The organism is Hahella sp. CR1, from assembly GCF_029813005.1.
In the GTDB taxonomy this organism is placed as follows: domain Bacteria; phylum Pseudomonadota; class Gammaproteobacteria; order Pseudomonadales; family Oleiphilaceae; genus Hahella.
Map to the genome: position 1 here is coordinate 239,395 of NZ_JAPELK010000002.1, position 20,070 is coordinate 259,464.

General features: G+C 54.4%; 21 protein-coding genes. 13 read left to right on the top strand and 8 right to left on the bottom strand.

Annotated elements, in window-relative coordinates:
• The first annotated feature begins 22 nt into the window (after window positions 1–22).
• Window positions 23–490, top strand: coding sequence for a hypothetical protein (locus tag ONV78_RS06585; RefSeq protein ID WP_279502055.1), 468 nt, complete (start codon window positions 23–25; stop codon window positions 488–490).
• 95 nt (window positions 491–585) lie between these two features.
• On the opposite strand, the gene bla is transcribed toward ONV78_RS06585, so the two are convergent.
• On the bottom strand, window positions 586–1,485 hold the full coding sequence (gene bla, locus ONV78_RS06590) for a class A beta-lactamase (protein WP_279502057.1): 900 nt from the start codon (window positions 1,483–1,485) through the stop codon (window positions 586–588).
• A 214-nt stretch (window positions 1,486–1,699) separates the two neighbouring features.
• Here bla and ONV78_RS06595 point away from each other — a divergent pair, with 214 nt between their 5' ends.
• From ONV78_RS06595 to htpX, 3 genes are all read left to right on the top strand, one after another.
• Window positions 1,700–2,608, top strand: coding sequence for a LysR family transcriptional regulator (locus ONV78_RS06595; RefSeq protein WP_279502058.1), 909 nt, complete (start codon window positions 1,700–1,702; stop codon window positions 2,606–2,608).
• A 104-nt stretch (window positions 2,609–2,712) separates the two neighbouring features.
• Window positions 2,713–3,228 (top strand): hypothetical protein, encoded by a 516-nt coding sequence (locus ONV78_RS06600; protein ID WP_279502059.1) that lies wholly within the window; start codon window positions 2,713–2,715, stop codon window positions 3,226–3,228.
• A gap of 249 nt (window positions 3,229–3,477) precedes the next feature.
• The gene (htpX, locus tag ONV78_RS06605) at window positions 3,478–4,359 is read left to right on the top strand and encodes a protease HtpX (RefSeq protein WP_279502061.1); all 882 of its coding nucleotides are present in this window, start codon (window positions 3,478–3,480) and stop codon (window positions 4,357–4,359) included.
• Window positions 4,360–4,470: 111 nt separating this feature from the next.
• Here the strand turns inward: htpX and ONV78_RS06610 are convergent, their stop codons facing one another.
• On the bottom strand, window positions 4,471–5,166 hold the full coding sequence (locus ONV78_RS06610) for a flagellar brake protein (RefSeq protein ID WP_279502063.1): 696 nt from the start codon (window positions 5,164–5,166) through the stop codon (window positions 4,471–4,473).
• 422 nt (window positions 5,167–5,588) lie between these two features.
• On the opposite strand from ONV78_RS06610, the gene ONV78_RS06615 reads away from it, so the two are divergent.
• Window positions 5,589–5,789 (top strand): PA1571 family protein, encoded by a 201-nt coding sequence (locus ONV78_RS06615; RefSeq protein ID WP_216739131.1) that lies wholly within the window; start codon window positions 5,589–5,591, stop codon window positions 5,787–5,789.
• Between the two features lies 1 nt (window position 5,790).
• On the opposite strand, the gene pdxB is transcribed toward ONV78_RS06615, so the two are convergent.
• The 3 genes from pdxB to ONV78_RS06630 form a co-directional block, all read right to left on the bottom strand.
• Complete coding sequence (gene pdxB, locus ONV78_RS06620) at window positions 5,791–6,936, bottom strand: 4-phosphoerythronate dehydrogenase PdxB (RefSeq protein ID WP_216739127.1); 1,146 nt, start codon at window positions 6,934–6,936, stop codon at window positions 5,791–5,793.
• 30 nt (window positions 6,937–6,966) lie between these two features.
• Window positions 6,967–8,148, bottom strand: coding sequence for a DEAD/DEAH box helicase (locus tag ONV78_RS06625; RefSeq protein ID WP_216739126.1), 1,182 nt, complete (start codon window positions 8,146–8,148; stop codon window positions 6,967–6,969).
• A gap of 234 nt (window positions 8,149–8,382) precedes the next feature.
• Window positions 8,383–8,925 (bottom strand): elongation factor P hydroxylase, encoded by a 543-nt coding sequence (locus tag ONV78_RS06630; RefSeq protein ID WP_216739125.1) that lies wholly within the window; start codon window positions 8,923–8,925, stop codon window positions 8,383–8,385.
• Between the two features lie 410 nt (window positions 8,926–9,335).
• Here ONV78_RS06630 and dsbD point away from each other — a divergent pair, with 410 nt between their 5' ends.
• Window positions 9,336–11,255 carry a protein-disulfide reductase DsbD gene (dsbD, locus tag ONV78_RS06635; protein WP_279502066.1) on the top strand — a complete coding sequence of 640 codons (1,920 nt, stop codon included), beginning with the start codon at window positions 9,336–9,338 and terminating at the stop codon, window positions 11,253–11,255.
• Between the two features lie 44 nt (window positions 11,256–11,299).
• Window positions 11,300–12,187: a DMT family transporter gene (locus ONV78_RS06640; RefSeq protein ID WP_279502067.1), complete on the top strand. Its 888-nt coding sequence runs from the start codon at window positions 11,300–11,302 to the stop codon at window positions 12,185–12,187.
• Window positions 12,188–12,191: 4 nt separating this feature from the next.
• Here the strand turns inward: ONV78_RS06640 and tusA are convergent, their stop codons facing one another.
• On the bottom strand, window positions 12,192–12,455 hold the full coding sequence (tusA, locus tag ONV78_RS06645; protein ID WP_279502068.1) for a sulfurtransferase TusA: 264 nt from the start codon (window positions 12,453–12,455) through the stop codon (window positions 12,192–12,194).
• Between the two features lie 120 nt (window positions 12,456–12,575).
• On the opposite strand from tusA, the gene ONV78_RS06650 reads away from it, so the two are divergent.
• A complete protein-coding gene (locus ONV78_RS06650; protein ID WP_216739121.1) occupies window positions 12,576–12,860 on the top strand; it encodes an antibiotic biosynthesis monooxygenase in 285 nt (94 codons plus the stop codon).
• A gap of 84 nt (window positions 12,861–12,944) precedes the next feature.
• Here ONV78_RS06650 and rlmM read toward each other — a convergent pair whose 3' ends face one another.
• Complete coding sequence (gene rlmM, locus ONV78_RS06655) at window positions 12,945–14,096, bottom strand: 23S rRNA (cytidine(2498)-2'-O)-methyltransferase RlmM (RefSeq protein ID WP_253938600.1); 1,152 nt, start codon at window positions 14,094–14,096, stop codon at window positions 12,945–12,947.
• Window positions 14,097–14,186: 90 nt separating this feature from the next.
• Complete coding sequence (locus tag ONV78_RS06660; RefSeq protein WP_279502071.1) at window positions 14,187–14,813, bottom strand: alpha/beta family hydrolase; 627 nt, start codon at window positions 14,811–14,813, stop codon at window positions 14,187–14,189.
• 556 nt (window positions 14,814–15,369) lie between these two features.
• Between ONV78_RS06660 and ccoN the strand changes: the two genes are divergently transcribed.
• The 5 genes from ccoN (at window position 15,370) to ccoG (ending at window position 20,057) form a co-directional block, all read left to right on the top strand.
• A complete protein-coding gene (ccoN, locus tag ONV78_RS06665; protein ID WP_216739118.1) occupies window positions 15,370–16,815 on the top strand; it encodes a cytochrome-c oxidase, cbb3-type subunit I in 1,446 nt (481 codons plus the stop codon).
• Between the two features lie 19 nt (window positions 16,816–16,834).
• The gene (gene ccoO / locus ONV78_RS06670; protein WP_216739117.1) at window positions 16,835–17,437 is read left to right on the top strand and encodes a cytochrome-c oxidase, cbb3-type subunit II; all 603 of its coding nucleotides are present in this window, start codon (window positions 16,835–16,837) and stop codon (window positions 17,435–17,437) included.
• 5 nt (window positions 17,438–17,442) lie between these two features.
• Entirely contained in the window at window positions 17,443–17,628 is a 186-nt protein-coding gene (locus ONV78_RS06675) for a cbb3-type cytochrome c oxidase subunit 3 (RefSeq protein WP_216739116.1), read from the top strand.
• On the top strand, window positions 17,621–18,514 hold the full coding sequence (ccoP, locus tag ONV78_RS06680; protein ID WP_279502078.1) for a cytochrome-c oxidase, cbb3-type subunit III: 894 nt from the start codon (window positions 17,621–17,623) through the stop codon (window positions 18,512–18,514). The genes ONV78_RS06675 and ccoP overlap by 8 nt, the downstream gene beginning before the upstream one ends.
• A 109-nt stretch (window positions 18,515–18,623) precedes the next feature.
• Window positions 18,624–20,057 carry a cytochrome c oxidase accessory protein CcoG gene (gene ccoG, locus ONV78_RS06685; RefSeq protein ID WP_279502079.1) on the top strand — a complete coding sequence of 478 codons (1,434 nt, stop codon included), beginning with the start codon at window positions 18,624–18,626 and terminating at the stop codon, window positions 20,055–20,057.
• Window positions 20,058–20,070: the final 13 nt, after the last annotated feature.

Sequence of the window (20,070 nt, forward strand, 5' to 3'; positions counted from 1 at the left end):
CGAACTAACCGAGAATTGAATCGTGCCAGAAATACACATAGAAGAGTTCTACAAGGACGCAGCCAAAGTCCTGATTCAGCTCTATAACTCTTTTCCCCGCAAAAGCGCCGTCTTTGTGGAGGATATTTCCGGTGCGGACACGCCGGATGAGTTCGGGCTGCACAGTGTGCGACATCAAGCCTGTTTCGCCGCCATGATCTGGCTGTCGGAAGAGGGGCTGATTCGCTTCGTGGACACTATCAGACAGGAAGCCATCGATCAGGCGGTGCTAACTCAACCGGCCTTTTTGAAACTCAACAGTCTGGCCGTCAATCAAGCCGTCTCGCCGACCCTGCAACGTTTTATCAGCGCTTTGGAAGAAAGCGGCGACGCCATGCCCAATACCGCCATGAGCAATATCCAGCTCATCAAGAAGGCGCTGCATAAAGCGACTTCCACGCAATTGGCGGAGCTCATGCAATGCATCCTGTTTGCGCCTGCGCAGCACTGATAAAACATACGCCCCACTCCGTTGAGCCAGACAGACGTATCAAGGGTAAGTCCGATTTACCCTTGTTTTGAATATTCGCTTTAGCGATTCCTACTTCAGGGCTGAAACGCCGCTCCCACTGCGCGACCCACATCGGCAATCGCCTTGTTGCGATCGTCAAAAGTCGCTTCCGTCTCTGTGATATACACGGTCACGATCAGAGGCTCGCGCCCCTGCGGCCAGATCACCGCCACGTCATTGGTAGAGCCGTAAGCGCCGCCGCCAGTACGGTCGCCAATGCGCCAGTCTTGCGGCAAGCCTGCGCGCAACTTGGCGTCGCCCGTTTCGTTCGCGAGAAACCAGGCAGTCAGTTGCTGACGGGATGCGGGCGACAGCGGAGAGTTCAAGAACAGCTTCCGCAATGTAGACGTCATTGCCGCAGGCGAGGTCGTATCCCGTGGGTCCCCCGGCGTCGCCTCGTTCAGTTCAGTTTCCCAGCGATCCAGACGGGTGATTTCATCCCCCAGACCACGCAGGTACTCGGTCAGCTTGGGCGGACCGCCGACCGCTTTCAGCACCAGATTGGCCGCCGTATTATCGCTTTTGGTCATGGCCGCCTGGCACAGCTCTCCCAGGGTCATTCCCTCTCCGCCGATACGGTCCTTGGTGACAGGAGAATAGGTAACAATATCCCGAGCTTGAATCTGGACGCGGCGCGCCAGATTTTCCTCGCCGGCGTCCACTTTCGCCAGCAACGCCGCGCAGGCCAGCACTTTAAAGGTACTACACAGGGGAAAACGTTCCTGTCCACGCTGCTCCCAGGTTCGGCCGGTCTGCGTATCCAGCACCATCACTCCCATGCGCGCGCCCAGCCGATCTTCCAGTTTTGCAAAAACCTTTTCCAACTGAACAGGCTTATCCGCCGCTGCGCTGACGCCGGAAAAAATCAATAGCCCGCCTACGCACGCCGATCCCAGTAACGCCGTCAAACGACGACGCGTCACCAAAAAACTCATAAGTATCTCCAAGATTACTCGCCATGTTGAATGAAGTGACTAAGCGTTGGCTTTATAAACGTCGAAAAAGGGTCCGGCCTGAAAAGCACAAATTATATTTATACCAAACCAGCAACAAAGCCCTTAACGCTTAGGGATGGATAGCTTATGATCCAGGAGAATTGATAACAAACGACCAATTTTTGCATTAGCCATAAATTTAATTTGGGTATCCATGGCCAGACCACACCTTCCTCTTAACGCCATCAGAGCTTTTGAAGCCGCCGCGCGACACCTGAGTTTCACCCAGGCCGCCATCGAACTTTGCGTCACTCAGGCCGCCGTCAGTCACCAGGTCAAGGTGCTGGAAGAGCGCCTCAACGTGAAGCTGTTCAAACGCCTGCCCCGCGGGCTCATGATCACGCCAGAGGGCGAGGCGCTGTTACCCACCGTCAATCAGGCGTTCGACCGCATGTCTGAGGCGTTGTCCCGGCTTGAGGGAAGGCAAGTTCGCGAAGTGCTGTCGTTGGGAGTGGTGGGCACTTTTGCGGTGGGATGGCTACTGCCGCGTCTGGCTGACTTTCAGCAGCAGCACCCCTTTGTGGAAGTACGTCTGTCAACCAATAACAATCGCGTGGATATCGCCGCGGAAGGCCTGGATTACGCCATCCGGTTCGGGGACGGAGCCTGGCATGGCGTCGACGCCGCACCGCTTTTCGAAGCGCCGTTAACGCCTTTATGCATCCCCGCCCTGGCGGAAACGTTGCGCACGCCGGAAGATTTGAGCGGACACACGCTGTTGCGATCCTATCGCGCCAACGAATGGAGCAACTGGTTCGCCGCCGCCGGCATGGCGCAACCGGCCAACTTGATAAAGGGCATTGTTTTCGACTCGTCTATCGCCATGATGGAAGCCGCATTGCAAGGTGTGGGCGTGGCTTTGGCGCCACCACTGATGTTCGCCCGCCATCTCGCCTCCGGGACCATTCAACAGCCGTTTTCCTGCTTTATTTCCGAAGGCGGATACTGGCTGACGCGACTGAAGTCCCGGTCGCCCACCCCAGCGATGGAGGCGTTTCGAGATTGGATGACGCAGTGGGTGGAAGCGGAGAAGCCGCCCCGTATGGAACAAGGCTCAGCTTGAGCCAATCGGTCTGGCCATAAATATCGCCACTCGCGCCAGCCCCGCATCGCGACCGTTGGTTTCCCCTACCCCAGCCCGCAAAAACCTTCTCCCAAAGCGCCTTAGTGAATTCTCGCCCTGAATTACTTGGTTGTGCGGCATTAGTTTTTATCAAAAACGCATTTAAAAAACACTTGTTACACTGGGTCAAAAAAGGTGGAATTATTAATCAGGCAGACAAGAAGCGTCCTTCTAGTTACCTGCAACGACAGCCCCCCTTACTTTCATATTCGAGACATCAAATGGATACTGAAGAGATATGGCTTATTCATCATAAGGCGTCATTAAGCCCTAACACCCCCATGAACATGGATGGCTCGACCTATGCGGCAGGCATCATTGCTGCGCCTGGCAAAGATCTGCAAGACGCCCTGGTGAGATTTCACGAATATCTGAAAAGCAATCATATGGAGTTACTGGACCTTTGGAAATGCATTAAGCACAACGCAAATGACTATGGCCTAGCTAACGAAGACCCCAACGAAATAGAGCGCGCCATTCATAAAGCACAAGAGCAAGGCAAAGCATTTTATGCCTGCGGACTATCTTCAGAAGTACTGGCAGCGCAAGGGATCAAGTAACTTACTTAGTCCCATGAGCGCAACAAAAAACAGATGAATGATACCGAGCATAAAATATATACGCATCATGTTAGTGGGAACCTGATGAAAAACGCCTCTCACTAACACTCAGCCAAGTTTAGAGTTTCACCTTTTAAAAGCCTGTTCTGCGCCCTGATCGGTTAATAATCTTTAATCCCTGATTTATTGATTTTCCCCCACCCGAAACATATTTTCCCAGTAGGCTTATCCCTTTAGTTTGAGGCGACTATGTTCAGGATTCTACTGTTTCTGGCAACCAACATTGCTGTAGTGCTTGTAGCGAGCGTGACGTTGCGGCTTTTGGGGGTTGAACCCTATCTGCAGGGCAGCGGACTGAATCTCACCTCGCTCCTTATCTTCTGCGCCGTATTCGGCATGAGCGGCGCGATGATCTCGCTCTTCCTGTCCAAGTGGATGGCGAAAATGTCCACTCGCACCCAGATAATCGGGCAACCCCGTGATGCGACAGAGCGCTGGTTGCTGGACACCGTAAAAGAGCTTTCCAGCGAAGCAGGAATTAGTATGCCGGAAGTCGGCATCTTTCCCGCACACCAGTCAAACGCCTTCGCGACCGGCTGGAACAAAAATGACGCCCTGGTGGCGGTGAGCGAGGGGCTGCTGCGACGCTTCACCAAAGACGAAATTCGCGCAGTGCTGGCTCATGAGATCGGGCATGTCGCCAACGGCGATATGGTGACTCTGGCGCTGATACAGGGCGTTATTAACACCTTTGTGATGTTCTTCGCCCGCATTATCGGCAATATTGTGGATAAGGCTGTCTTCAAAAATGAAAACGGTCACGGCATCGGCTTTTTCATCACCACCATCTTCGCCGAGATTATATTGGGTATTCTCGCGTCGATAATCGTCATGTGGTTTTCCCGTAAACGTGAATTCCGCGCTGACGCCATGGGCGCCAAACTGGCTGGTTCCGGCGCGATGATTGCGGCGCTGCAACGTCTGCAAGCCGAAACCCAGATGCCAAATGAAATGCCAGACACACTGACCGCTTTTGGCATAACCGAGGGAGTTAAACAGGGACTCAAAGCGCTGTTTTCCAGCCACCCTCCTCTGGATGAGCGTATCGCCGCGCTTGCCGCCAATCGCTAAGAGCCAGAGAAAGGCTTAACCTGCCTAGTCCTGAAATAGGTTGGCGCTTATTTCGTCTCAAAAAGCCCGGAGACTGAGCCGGGCTTTCTCATTTCTGACGATTGCCGTTGATTACTTGGACAATTGCAGCTCGTGCACAAAGCCGCTGATGACGATCTTCGCCGCATCAGACAAGCCAGTGAACTGCACGCCATATAAGTATCTGAAAGGCGCATCATCCTGCTCCAGAATAGTGCGATTGCGGATGATGCCATTGACGTTAAACGTCTTGGTGATATCCGCCACCGTCAAAGTAAAACGCAGAATCACCTCTTCTCCAGCGTCCCCCAGTTTGACGATGGACTTCACCCCGGCGCCGGTCTTGCTGACATCGATAATCACCGCTTCTTTTGGCCAGTCGCCCAACCCGGTATCGAAGTCGCTGTTGACCTGAGTGGGGATTTCCACTTTGAGCCGTTCGGCGTTGCGCACTTGCAGCGCCAGCAGCTCCTTGGGATATTCCAGATGAATATGAGCGAAAGGCTGTAACGCCATGTGCTTAATCTGACTGGTGAAGGCGCACACTTTGTTCTTCGCCACAGAGCGCACGGTAAACGGCCGATCCTTTTTCAAAATCAGCTGTTTGCCGTCAACCACAGGCGTGGTGACCATCACGCTCTGCCCGGGTACAAACCCGATCAGGCGCACATGATAGCGCGCACTCTGGTCCATGCTCTCCAGATGCAAAGGATCGCCAACTTGCAGTCCCAGCTTTTCGAATGGTATTTCCACATCCTTGGGAGAATACACCGCTGCTTTATCACCCACTCAGCCATTTCTCCAAGACTAGTATCCAGCGACGTCTACATTGTAACGCCTTTGTTCATGCCGGAATGGATTGATCGCCTCTTTCCGTGACGATAATTTCGACAGTTTAGTATCGACCGCCTGTCGCTGCTTGTGAGCCCGAATGATCATTTTTTTGCAATGATTCACAAATAAGCGCCAATTCAGGTTGGTTTGCCTTTCAATATATTATCGTCCACTTTTCGAGCTTTTTCGCATTTTCTGTCGATAATGCCTTGGGAGAGCCTTCCTGAGCCTGATAGCTCAAGCTGACGCCATGGGCTAATTTTAGAGATAAGGACGTCTGCCGAGAGTAAAAAACTCTGAAAACAGATGCCCATCTCGTGTCACAGGATCGTCATGAGACAAGTTTAGGCTGGTGCAAACTCTGGAGGTCCGGGCAAATGCAAGCGAACAACTGGCGTAAATCGGCAAGCGAGACTGGCGACGAAGAACGCATGAACGGCGCCGCCATCATTACGGAAAACGGTGAAGAGATCCCCATCACTGAGGCCATGATTCAGCAGGCGTTGAAAGCGATGGAAGATAATTGGAATCCGTGGAGCCGCCAGCACATGAATATGCGCCAGCGGCAGAAAGGCTGAGTTACTTTGAGCTGAGATTAAACCCAACCGCGCTCAGGGTGGCGAGAAGATCTGCTTTGCCGCCCTTGAGTTCAATCTTGATGCGATCAAACCCTCTGCGCACGCGATACTCTCTGCGTAAACGATCAAACTCTTGAGCCCGCATGGGCGCATCCAGGCGCAAGGTGCGCTTTAGCTGGCTATCGTCATGACGCACGTCATAGCTTGCTCTGATCGCAGTGTGCAACGCCCAGTCTGGATCTACTCCAGAGGAAAACGCCATTCTACGCAGCGGCGGCTCAGGTAAAAACTGCCCAAGTTTGTGTCTCACCGGCAATCCGAGATAGCGACTCAGATGTTGGTAAATGATCTCCGTTCCCGCCGTGCGGCCATCCAGCGTGTAGCCTGCAATATGCGGCGTAGCGAAGTGACAAAGCATCGCCAGCTCCACATCAATGGCGGGCTCGTTGTTCCAGACGTCAAGCGCGACGGTCAGGCCATCGCCCCTTTGTAGTCGGCCCTTGAGCGCGGCTTCGTCAATCACTTCGCCGCGACAGGTGTTGATCAGAATCTGGTCCGAACGCAGGTTCTCGATCATCGCCGCGTTCAGCAAACCCTGAGTTGGGTAGGGACCGGAATCCGTCAGTGGCGTGTGCAAGGTGATGATGTCGCACTGCAACACCTCTTCCAGAGAAAACAGATTCTGCTCTCCAGCGGCCTCTCTGGGAGGGTCATTGGATTTCACCTCAAGCCCCAACAAGGTCAGCGCACGCTCAAGTCGCCCGCCGATTTCACCTCGCCCAATAATGCCCACGGTCTTGTCTTCCAGCTCGAAGCCCAACTGCTCGCTCAGTACGGACAGACAGCTCACCACATACTCGACCACTGCGCTGGCGTTACAACCCGGCGCATTACTGAACCCCACTCCCCGTGAAGTGAGGTAGTCCATGTCGACATGATTGCAACCAATGGTGGCGGAACCGACAAACTTCACGCCGGTATTTTCCAGCAGTCGCTCGTCCACCTTGGTCACGGAACGCACCAGCAGCACATCCGCGTCACGCAGGTGCTCGTTGCTGATTTCTCGCCCCGGAAGCGTATGAACTTCTCCCATTGATCCGAAAAACGGCTGCAGTAGCGGAATATTCTCATCTGCAACTATTTTCATCTTCCCTTTCCTCTTGGTCGGTATGCTCGGCTACTGCAGTAAATCATCATCCGGGTGAATCAGAGCCAGCTCATGACCCAGGTATTTCTCCAGTTCCGGAATCAGGAAGGAATCGTCCTCACAGGCGAAGCTGATGGAGACGCCCGTCGCGCCTGCGCGCCCGGTGCGTCCGATACGGTGTACGTAATCTTCCGGGTCGTCGGGAAGATTGTAATTGACCACGTGAGTCACTCCATCGATATGCAGGCCACGGCCCGCGACATCAGTGGCGACCAACACGCGGAAGTCGCCTTTACGGAAGCGCTCCAGCGTCTTCAAGCGTTTTTGCTGGGGCAATTCGCCGGAGATAAGCTCATTTTTGATGGAATGGCGATTCAAAGCTTCCGACAGGCTTCGTGTTTCATCGCGGCGGTTACAGAATACGATCACACGACGGGTTTCGCTGTCTTTCAACAGGTTCACCAACAGCTTGCGCTTGGCGCTGCTTTCCACCATGTAAACGCGCTGATCCACGGTTTTCGCGGGAAGATGGTCCACCGCCAGCATGACTTCCACCGGCTCTTCGGTCCAGCGCCGCGCCAGATTCTTGATGTCTTCGCTAAAGGTCGCACTGAACAGCAGGGTTTGCCGCTCTCTCGGCGTCGCCCGGACAATACGTTTGACGTCAGGGATAAAGCCCATGTCCAGCATGCGATCCGCCTCGTCCAGCACCAGCACTTCCACCTGATCCAGGTATATATCAGCGCTGGTGAGATGGTCCAGCAAACGTCCCGGCGTGGCGATCAGCAAATCCACCGCTTCATCCCGCAGCTTTCTGCGCTGGCGATCCAGCTGGGTGCCGCCGATGACGGAGATAATATTCAATTTCAGGTGCTTGGCGAGCGCGCAGGCGTCTTTCTCGATCTGTAACGCCAGTTCCCGGGTCGGCGCTACCACCAGGGCTCTCGGCTCACTGGAGAAGCGCTCTTCCGCTGGGATCGGATTGGAAACCAGTCGCTGCAGAATGGTGATCAGAAACGCGGCGGTCTTGCCGGTGCCTGTCTGCGCCTGACCGATCAGGTCCACGCCCTGCAGCGTGTGCGGCAGCGTCTGCCCCTGTATCGGAGTGCAGCGCTCAAAATTCAGATCGCGAATAGCCTGCTCAAGTTTTGGATGTAAATTCAGAGAAGAAAAGAGGACGGCGTTATCCGTCGTTTGATCACTAACTGTCATGATTTTTGAAGATATTCCCGGCAAACCGACGTAGTCCAAACCACATACTTTATGCGATGGGCGACTGGACCTGCAATGTTTGCAATAAGTTGTTTAAAACAAGCCCGCCAACGCCTCATTCGCCAACCGCCCGTTCTTCGCGCGAGGGCCGGTGAATGGGATATTGAGAAGCTTATCCGCGGACGCTCCATCGCGCACCGCTTATTTGGGTTATTCCGGGATCTCCGCAAACATTCATAGCTTATCCAGTGCAAACAGAGACAGTCCGAAATTTTCCCGCCCTAAGTATGTGTCCAAAAAACAGTCCAGAAGTTGCTGGGCGCGCGGCGGCAACCCTTCTTGCAGATAGCGTCGCGCCTGTTCATGAACGGCGGCCTTGAAGGCCTCTTCCCCGGCGGCGCCTTGACCGTCGAGATTATCGAAACTGATAAAAAACTTTATGCCGCAGGCTTCCGCCAGAATCCACTCTAACGCCTGCGGCTTGACTTCAACCCGCTCAAACTCCGCTTGACGTTGGGCGCTGCGGCCATCGGGCTCGTACCAGTACCCATAGTCAGTCAGCTTGCGACGCGCTTCGCCCGCGATGCACCAGTGAGAAATCTCATGCAAAGCGCTGTTCACAAAGCCATGAGCAAAGTGGATTTCATTGCAACCGCCCGTGGCGGAAGCGGGTAAGTAAATAGGCTCGCCTTCTCCCCGCACCAGCACTGTATTCAATGTTTCCCGGAACAAGCCGTCGAATAAAAGCTGTAAGTCATGCGCCGTAGCGGCCGGCATGGAGAAGTCTAATCTGGAATAACTCGACAACGCGTAAAAAACCCCGATGCGTGACAGCTCCGTGTCGCTACAATCAAGCCGGGCGGCATGCCCGTCTTATGGACGCCCCATCGCCCGTGCGAAGCACTTAGAGTATAGGCGTTGCGGCACGTTCAGGCGGATCTTAAAAATAGTTTAACTTAACCGCAGAAAGTCGCGCAGACAGGGGCCTTGGATTATGATGGCCGATTATCGATTTTATGGATAAGGTAATCAATTGTAATTTCAACGAGAAGTTCAAGTTTTTTGAACCTTCAACCCAGTAAATTGTCATATTGAACCAGTCCATACCCGCGCAACCGAAGGGACGCCCGGGGAACAGGAGCGCCGGATAGCGCCACTATTAATTTTAAGCACCAGTAGCGAGAAACATGCCCCTACTACTCAGAGCCCTATTCATACTGACGCTGTTTTGCTGCGCCACGGTCAGAGCGGAAAATAACCTGTTCGGCGACAACAGCGGTTTTCTGGCCGAACCGGAATTCCTGCCCGTAGAGGAAGCCTACCGGTTCACGTCATCGGTGGAAGGGGACGAGTTAGTCCTGCATTGGGCGATTGCTGACGGCTATTACCTGTACAAAGACCGCACGTCAGTGACGACAGACGCAGAGGGCGTAACACAAGGGCGCTGGACCTATTCCTCCCCTGGAGAGGAAAAGGAAGATCCCTACTTCGGCATGGTCTACGTCTACCACGATGAGCTTACAATCCGCGTGCCAGTGGCGGCGGAGGAAGGCGCTGAAGTTGAGTTCAAAGTGCGCTATCAAGGGTGCGCGGAAGCCGGTTTGTGTTATCCGCCGCAGACAGAAACGACGCTGTTTATCGGAACGGAGTCGGATAGCCCTGCGCCAGCTGCAACGACAAACGACGCCCCCTCATCCACTCCTCCCTCTACAGGTCAAAACAGCTCAGGCACCGCGGTCACTTCCAGCACGCCATCCCCAAGCAAGGCTGCTGACGTTGATTTCACCTCATCCACCTCGATTACAGACTACCTCATCGCCCAGGGCCTGTTATTCAGCTTTTTCATCCTGATGGCCGTGGGTATTGGTTTGGCGTTTACGCCCTGCGTGTTCCCCATGGTGCCTATTCTGTCCAGCATCATCGTTGGGCAAAAAGAAGTCACCATGCTGCGTTCTTTTATTCTGTCCTTTAGCTACATCATGGGCATGGCCGCTGTGTATACCGCGCTGGGCGCCGCCGCTGGCCACTTCGGCGAACTGGGTCAGGACGCCAACATTCAGGCGCAGGTGCAAAAACCCTGGATTTTGATTCTGTTCAGCGGGTTGTTTGTGCTGCTGTCTCTATCCATGTTTGGTTTCTACGAACTGCAGATGCCTTCGTTTTTGCGCGACAAGCTCAGCGGTCTGAACAGCAAGCAACAAGGCGGAGAAATCCTCAGCGTTTTCATTATGGGCCTGCTATCCGCACTGGTGGTGTCGCCCTGCGTTTCCGCGCCGCTCATCGCTGCGCTGGGATATGCGGCTTACCTGGGCTCGGCGTTCAAAGGAGGCATGGCATTGTTCGGCCTCAGCCTGGGCATTGGCTTGCCGCTGCTGATACTCGGCACTGGCGGCACCAAACTGTTGCCCCGCGCCGGCGCCTGGATGGAGCATGTGAAGCATGTCTTTGGCGTCGCCCTGCTGGGTGTGGCCATCTGGATGCTGGAGCGTATCCTGCCACCGGAAGCCACCCTGACTTTGTGGGCGGTATTGATCGGCGTGTCTGCGGTTTACATGGGCGCCTTCACCAACGTCGAATCTGGCTGGAGCGGCTGGCAGAAACTCAGCAAAGGCCTGGGACTGGTGTTCTTTGTCTACGCCGTCACGCTGATGCTGGGCGCAGCGGCGGGCGCTAACGACCCACTGCAACCTCTGGCGCCCTATGCGATCAAATCCGCGGCGGCGGCTACAGGCGGCTCCTCCACGCAGCCGCTGTCTTTCGTCAAAGTCACTTCACCAGAGCAGTTAGACCAGGAAGTCGCCAAAGCTTCCGCCAGCGGCAAGCCCGTTATGGTGGATTTCTACGCCGACTGGTGCATCAGCTGCAAGATCATGGAGCGGGAAACCTTCGTCCTGCCCGAAGTACAAGCCGGACTCAGCCGCTTTCATCTTATCAAGGCGGACGTCACTGACAACGACCAAGGCAATCAGGCGCTGCTCAAGCGCTACGGCATATTCGGGCCTCCCGCGTTCGTCTTCTTTGACGCCAATGGCGCGGAGCTGGCGCCCAAACGCTTCCTGGGCGAAATCTCCAAAAACGCGCTTCTTAATCACGTCAAAGACATATAGACTGCCCGGCGTCGCAATCATCCATCTTCAAGGGTTGTCAGCGCATGCCGCAAGATCGTTTTCTGCGGGGAGTGGCGTTCATCATTCTCGGCGAATGCTTTTTCGTGCTTACCGGCATGGTGGTGAAACATATCAGCCTGGAAGCCCATGTCTGGCAGATGGTGTTTTTCCGCAATCTCTTCGGTCTGGCGTTTCTGACTCCCCTGCTGCTCCGTTCTGGACGTAGCGCTTTCAAAACCGAGCGATTGCCGCTTCATTTTCTCCGCGCCGCCCTTGGCGTCGCCGCCTTTTCCTGTCTGATCTACACCTTCGCGTCCATTCGTTTGGCGGAAGCCACTATGCTGAAACTGATGCTGCCGCTATTTATTCCAGTCATCGCCTGGATCTGGCTACGCGAGCGTCCGACGCCGGTTTTGGCGTTTTCTCTGGGATTGGGGTTCCTTGGCGTTCTGATTATCCTGCAACCGGACAGCCTTGCCGCCGCGGGGAAACTCGCCATTCTCACAGGATTGTGCGGAGCGCTGTTCGCCGCCGGAGCCAAAGTGGTCATCGGTCGCTTAGGCGCTACCGAACCCAGCGTCCGTATTGTTTTCTATTTCAACCTGTTCAGCACGCTACTGTCCTGCATTCCCATGCTCTGGTACTGGCGGGCGCTGGAGCCGGTCACCCTGCTTTGGCTGTTTCTATTCGCCATACTGGCGACAATCGGCCAGTTATCAACCACTCACGCCTATACACTGGCGTCGCCGGGCAAAATAGGCCTGTACAGCTATGCGTCGCTGCCGATTGCAGGCCTGTTGGGATGGTTAATCTGGAGTGAGGAAATTTATCTGGAGCTCTGGATCGGAAGCGGTCTGATTGTCCTGGCTGGCGCGCTGACCTTCTTCTATAGTCGCCCCAGAAAACCTGTGATTGCGACCGCCAAAGACTGACGCTTCAGCCGCCAACTTTACGGATGTGATAAAAAAACTGTTTGTCCCGCTCGCCTGAAGCCAGCAATTCATGCCCCAGGAACTGACAAAACTTGGGGATATCTCTCTGGGTGGAGGGATCTGTCGCCAATACTTCGATAACGCACCCCACTTCCACGTCATTGATGCGGTTGTGCAGCATCATGACCGGCTCGGGACAAAACAGACCACACACATCCATGACGCTGTCGATCGAGTAATCTACGTTTTCGTTCTTGCTGTCGTTCATTGCAACCTCTCCATTTCGTGGCGGCGATTATACACCTTCAACGCCGCATCGACCTCAATTGCATGGGATTGCTTGTTATACTCATAACAAACAAGCGCTGCTAAACCGGAGGGTAGCTACATGATCCGCGTGCTGATCGAACGCCATATCGCCAAGACCCTGGAAACCAATTACGAATACACCGCGAAAAAGATCCTGCAAGCGGCCGTGCAGGCGCCTGGATTTTTATCTGGCGAATCCCTGCGTAACGCCAACGAACCCAACGACCGGGTAATCTGGTCGACCTGGCGCTCCGTGCAGGACTGGCAGTCCTGGCAGACATCGGATGAACGTAAAGCGCTGATGGCGGAGTTGATTCCGATGATGGACAGGGAAGAAAAAGTCACCATCCTGGAACACTCTTAAAGGAAGAAGTCTGCTGAGCAACAACCAGAGACTCAGGGCCTTATGCCCCGAATGCCTCTGATTTAGGTCTTCGCGGGTAACGCGTTAATGCTTCTGGAAAGCGGTCAGAAAATGCCCTGTGAGCGCCAGTACAGTGACTTCTTCGCGATCATGGTATAACTGCTTCACGCGAACTTCCGACTCAATGTCAGCGCCGAGAAGACGCTCCTGCAACCGTTGCAGACAGGCTTCCACTTCATCCATGCGCGTTTTCATCGGCAGCTTGAGATTAAACAGCGCATAGGTGGTCCAGTCATAACACAGCCAGTCCGCCATTCGCTCCATTGTCCGTTTCGGCTTATCCACGATATCGCATACGACCCAATCGACTTTTTTCTGCGGCTTATAGACATATCCATCATCGCTGACGTAAGTCACCGCCGGGTCTTCCAAAAGCTCTTGCTGCAAAGAGCCATGATCGACCGCCGTCATCTTCACGCCCTGGGACACCATATACCATGTCCAACCGCCTGGCGCCGCGCCCAGATCCACACCCCGCTGCCCGCGCTTCAATACGAACTCACGCTCCGCAGGGGTCAACATGGTCAGAAACGCTTCTTCTATTTTCAAAGCGGAGCGGCTCGGCGCCTCATTGCGAAACCGCAGACGGGGAATGCCCAGCGGCAAGGCGCTGCTGTTGGGATAAATCGCCAAGGCGGCGATGATGTGTTGCCCAGACAGGCATACCAGATGCAACTGGGGCAGTTCATCCGACTTGGCCTTGCTCAATACGCCTGCGTTGCGCAGCGCCGCGCTCATCGGCGCCGTCAGCTTCTTGGCCAGTTTCTGCAGAGAACCCGCTTCATCTTCCAGCGGCGTTTCAATATGCAGGAACCCAAATGCGCCGCCGGCGCGCAGCGCTTCGACCACTGGCGAGACACGGTCCTTAGGGTCTTCAATTTCGAGGTCATGCAACGCGCAAAACACCTGCCGCGCAAAAATACAGCGACTCACCTCTATCTCTTTATATACATCCAGCGCGTTGCCTTGGGAGCAGCGCCAGAATACAACGCCCGATCCCTTTTCTATTTTCGAGTAGCCGTATACAAACTGCAGCGAAGCGATATTTTGCAACTCCTGGGCGCACTCCGCTTCAAATCCAGGCCGGCAGTAGGCGAGCAATCCGATGGCGGAATATTTGCCGGAGCTTAAAGGGGAGCGTTTACGGGAAGAACTGGTAGGGTATTTTTGCGACATCCGGGCGTTTCCAATCATCAATTCATCGACGCGCCAATGCGCGGCCGGGTAAAGGCCGCTATTGTCGTCGATCCTATCGCCTCGGGCAAATCAGCGAAGCATAAAGGCCAGCGCCGCCTGCGCAGCCGTGCGCCAGTTTTGCTCTTTGGTCAGGCCGGAAGCCTTACGCGGGGCCAGATCGTGATTGCCGTCGGGGAGCCAGACCATGGCGCTTTGCTCGTTCAAATACTGCTCCATATTCTCAGAACGGCCGCCAAATGGGTCCCGTTCACCCTGCAGCACCAGTCCGGGAAGCGGAATATTCATCAAGTGCTCGGTCCTGAGCTTTTCCGGTTTACCAGGGGGATGAAAGGGATAGCCAAACGCCAGCCATCCCCGCACCCGAGCATCGCCCTCTGGCAAATCAGCCGCCAGCATACTGGCCATGCGTCCTCCCATAGACTTGCCAGCCAGAAAAACCTCCGTATCAGAAGGACAATTCTCCAGCGCCTCCGCAAAGCAGTTTAGCAACTTCTCCTGACGGTCCGGCGGACGCTTCTTTCCAGTATCGCGACGCTCTTGCATGTAGGGAAATTCAAAACGCACGACCTTAACGCCGCCGGCGCTGACCTCCTGTGTAATAAAGGACATGAAATCGGAGTCCATCGGCGCGCCGGCGCCATGAGCAAATAAAAGAACCTTCCCGGCCTGTTCCGGACCGTCGACCATAAAGCGCATACGCCCTCCATCTACCAAAAACCAATGCGAAAACTACGATCTGAACAAATATTCATCTTTGCGCGAAGGCCGTCATTATCACGATCTCGCCTCCTTTATTAAAGGAAGGAGTCATCCCATTTGAAATTGACCAGAAATCAGCCAAAAATCATCTATTATTTCTAATAGTTATTTAGGCATTGGGTGAGAGGGATTTCCTGTCCTTTGGTCATTGCTTCACATGCCCTAAGACTTCCCTTGCAGTAAAGTCGAAGACAGACGCTCCCCTTCTGAACTAACGCATCCGCCCTCCGGTTTATAACGCGTTTGATGCATATCAAGCAGGGGAAAAAATATGTGGAGATAATGACTTGGCCAAGCATATTAAGTTGACAGCCCCATTGTGCAACTCTTATGCTTCGGCCCGCTGTCGAGGGGGAGGAAAAAGAGGCCCCTGGTTTCTGGATCCTGAAAGCCTGACATTCGAACTGGGCGACAACTCAAAATTGCAAAAGCATAACGAACTCGCCAGCAGGTTTGCGCCGTATTAATCAACTCAGGGTAGGAATAGTCACTAATGAATACAGTAAGTGCTAACGAAACCTACAACTACAAGGTGGTGCGTCAGTTCGCCATCATGACAGTTGTTTGGGGTATAGTGGGCATGGCTGTCGGCGTGCTTATCGCAGCACAGCTGGTCTGGCCGGAGCTAAATACTCACTATCCATGGTTCCACTTCGGTCGCTTGAGACCACTGCACACTAACGCCGTTATCTTCGCTTTCGGCGGATGCGCACTTTTCGCAACTTCCTACTATGTAGTCCAACGCACCAGTCAGGCTCCTCTGTTCTCCAACGGTTTGGCTAGCTTCACCTTCTGGGGCTGGCAGGCAGTCATCGTCCTGGCCGCCATTACGCTGCCTCTGGGTTACACCACTTCCAAAGAATACGCTGAGCTGGAATGGCCGATCGACATTCTGATCGCGGTTGTCTGGGTGGCGTACGCTATTGTTTTCTTTGGTACTGTCGCCAAACGTAAAAGCAAGCATATATATGTCGCCAACTGGTTCTTCGGCGCATTCATTATTACTGTCGCCATTCTGCACATCGGCAACAGCATGGCGATCCCTGTTTCCGCCATGAAGTCTTACTCCATTTATGCTGGCGCTATCGATGCGATGGTCCAGTGGTGGTGGGGCCACAACGCGGTAGGTTTCTTCCTGACTGCAGGCTTCCTGGGCATCATGTACTACTTCGTACCCAAGCAGGCGGAGCGTCCGGTTTACTCCTACCGTCTGTCCATCGTTCACTTCTGGGCGCTGATCAGCATTTACGTTTGGGCTGGCGCGCACCACTTGCACTACAGCGCACTGCCTGACTGGGCGCAAAGCGCGGGTATGGTTATGTCTCTGATTCTGCTGGCTCCTTCCTGGGGCGGTATGATCAACGGCATGATGACTCTGTCCGGCGCATGGCATAAGCTGCGCACCGATCCGGTTCTGCGCTTCCTGGTCGTATCTCTGTCTTTCTACGGTATGTCCACCTTCGAAGGCCCGATGATGTCCATCAAGACCGTCAACGCGCTTTCTCACAATACTGACTGGACCATCGGCCACGTTCACTCCGGCGCTCTGGGCTGGGTTGCGATGATTTCCATCGGCGCGCTTTACCACCTGATTCCTCGTCTGTACGGCCTGAAAGAAATGTTCAGCGTCAAGCTGGTTAACGTTCACTTCTGGCTGGCGACAATCGGCACCGTACTGTACATCGCTGCAATGTGGGTCAACGGCATCATGCAAGGTCTGATGTGGCGCGCAGTTAACGAAGACGGCACCCTGACCTACAGCTTCGTACAAGCGCTGAACGCCAGCTACCCTGGTTATGCTGTGCGCGTCCTGGGCGGCGCTGTATTCCTGACTGGTATGCTGGTCATGGCGTACAACACCTGGAAAACCGTCAGACAAAGCGACGCCAAAGCAATTGATGCGCTGGCGCAAGCTGACTCTGTTCCACACGCTGTTTAACTAAGAGGGAGAGAATTCGATGAATCATGAAGTCGTCGAGAAAAACCTTGGCTTGATGATCCCTCTGATCGTGATCGCAATCAGCTTCGGTGTACTCGTTGAAGTCGTACCTTTGTTCTTTACCAAAGAAGTCACGACCCCGGTTGAAGGTCTTAAACCGCTCAACGCCCTGCAATTGGAAGGACGCGACATATACATCCGCGAAGGCTGCACAGTATGCCATACGCAGATGGTGCGTCCGTTCCGCGCAGAGACAGAGCGCTACGGCCATTACTCTGTCGCCGGCGAATCCGTTTATGAGCACCCATTCCTGTGGGGCTCCAAGCGTACTGGTCCGGATCTGGCCCGCGTAGGAACGAAATACAGTGACGCCTGGCATCGGGCTCACCTGTTCAACCCTCGCGAAGTGGTTCCGGAATCCAACATGCCTGCTTTCCCATGGCTGTTCACCACTAAGGTGGACCCATCGAAAACTGCGGCCAAACTGAACGCTCTCAGCAAAGTCGGCGTACCTTATACCAAAGAGGACATCGAAGGCGCAGCGGAAATGGTTGAAGGCAAGTATGAGATTGAAGCCCTGGTTGCTTACCTGCAGCAACTGGGTACGGCAATCAAACGGTAAGTTCAATGGATATTAATACTGTCCGCGGGTTAGCCACCTTGTTCATCATGGCGGCGTTCATCGCCTTAGTGGTATGGGCATTCAGCTCCAAACAAAAGAAAACGTTTGATGAAGCTGCGAACCTACCCTTTGAAGATGACGAAGCGGACGCTAAGTCAGTACGCGAAGCGGAGACTAAAAAACATGACTAGTTTCTGGACCGGATGGATATCTTTTATCGTCCTGGGATCAATATTTGGTTGCGCCTGGTTGCTGTGGGTCACCCGCAAAAGCCAGAAGTTCGATACCGAAACCGAGCAGACCATGGGTCACTCGTTCGACGGCATCGAAGAGTATGACAATCCCCTGCCCCGCTGGTGGTTGGTTCTGTTCATGGGAACCATTGTCTTCGGACTGGGTTATTTGGTTGTTTATCCTGGACTGGGAAGTTACAAAGGCCTTTTCGGCTGGACTTCCGCAAACCAATGGGAAGCGGAAGTTAAAAAGGCGGAAGAAACCTACGCCCCGATTTTCGCCAAGTTGGCGGCTACGCCAATCGAGGAACTGGCTAAAGACGACAACGCCATGAAAATCGGCCAGCGTCTGTTCGCCAACAACTGCGCAGTCTGCCACGGCAGCACCGCGCACGGCGCTACCGGCTTCCCCAACCTGACTGACAATGACTGGTTGTATGGCGGCTCCCCAGAGAAGATAAAAGAGACCATTACTGGCGGTCGTAACGGCTCCGCCATGCGCGCCTGGAAAAGCGAGATTGGCGACGAAGGCGTTAAGCAAGTCGCCAACTACGTTCGCTCTTTGAGCAACCAGGAAGGCGTTGACGAAGCCATGGCTGCGAAAGGCGCTGAGATATTCGCCGCCAACTGCTTCGTTTGCCACGGCAAAGACGGTAAAGGCAGCCATGACATGGGCGCGCCCAACCTGACTGACGGCATCTGGCTGTACGGCGGCACTCAAGCAATCGTTGAGGCGACAGTCCGCAACGGCCGCGGCGGCGTTATGCCATCCTTCAAGGATAAGCTGGGTGAAGAGCGTATTCACCTGCTGGCTGCATACATCTACTCTTTGTCTCATCGCTAAGCATTGCGATGCCGGAGCCCGCTTAGCGGGACTCCGGCGGCTTAGTCTCCTTAGCTTTGGTCATTCGCTGTTTGGACAAAGCTAAAGTGATTAAACCTTGGACAGCATCATGAGTAATAAGATCCCGGTCCAAAATATCGACCCGCAAGACGCCTCCACGGCGAAAGTCAAAACGGTCGAGCTTTACGAAGCCCGCAAGAAGATTTACGTCAAGGAAATTACTGGCGTCTTCCAAAAAGTCCGCTCCTTCTCGCTCTGGTTCCTGATGGGAATGTATTTCCTGTTCTGCTGGATCAGCGTCGACGGACAGCAACTGGTGCTGTTCGATTTGCCAAACCGCAAGTTCCACATCTTCGGCGCCACATTCTGGCCGCAGGACTTTGTGCTGCTATCCTGGCTATTGATTATCTGCGCCTTCGGGCTCTTCTTCATCACCACCCTGTTTGGCCGGGTCTGGTGCGGCTATACCTGCCCGCAGACTGTCTGGACGTTCATATTCATGTGGCTGGAAGAGCGTATTGAAGGCAGCCGAAACCAGCGCATGAAGCTGGATCAGGCCTCCATGAACAAACAAAAGGCGCTGAAAAAGGCGGCCAAACATGCCTCTTGGCTGTTCGTGGCCTTCGCCACCGGCCTGACTTTCGTAGGGTATTTCTACCCTGTCCGCGAGCTGGTCCCTGACTTCTTCACCTTGGATATCAGCTCCGGCTGGGCGTATTTCTGGATCGCATTCTTTACTCTGGCCACCTACATCAACGCGGGCTGGATGCGCGAGCAGGTGTGCCTGTACATGTGTCCTTACGCCCGTTTCCAGTCAGTTATGTTCGATCGAGATACCCTGGTGGTGTCCTATGATCTTAACCGAGGCGAACCCAGAGGCAGCCGCAAGCGCTCCGCCGATCCCAAAGAGGTCGGACTGGGGGATTGCGTGGACTGCGGTATGTGCGTGCAGGTCTGTCCGACCGGCATCGATATTCGCGATGGCCTGCAGTACGAGTGCATAGGCTGCGCGCTTTGTATCGACGCCTGTGACTCGGTCATGGAGAAAATGGAATACCCGAAAGGGCTGATCAGCTACACCACGGAGCAGAAGCTGGAAGGCAAAGACTCCAAACTGCTGCGTCCGCGCACCATCGGCTATGGTCTGGCCCTGGTGATCATGATGTCTGCCTTTGCATTCAAACTGGGGACGCGTCTGCCTGTTGAGCTGGATGTCATCCGCGACCGGGGAGCCCTGTTCCAGACCAACGCAAGAGGCTATATCGAAAACGCCTATACCCTGCAGCTGATGAATATGTCCGACCAGGTGCGCACGTTTGTCATCACTGTGGAAGGCATGGATGGCATCAGCATCTCCGGCAAGAGCGAATTCACGCTGGAGCCATCGGAAATACGCTCCATCCCGATGGCGGTTGAGGCTAAACCCAGCGCGCTGACAGAGCGCAGTCATGATATCGTGTTTAAAGCGCAGGCGATTGACGACACCTCCGTGAAGATCGATTCCGAAAGCCGTTTTCTTGGTCCTGCGCCGGTTAAATTCTAATGAGTAATACTGC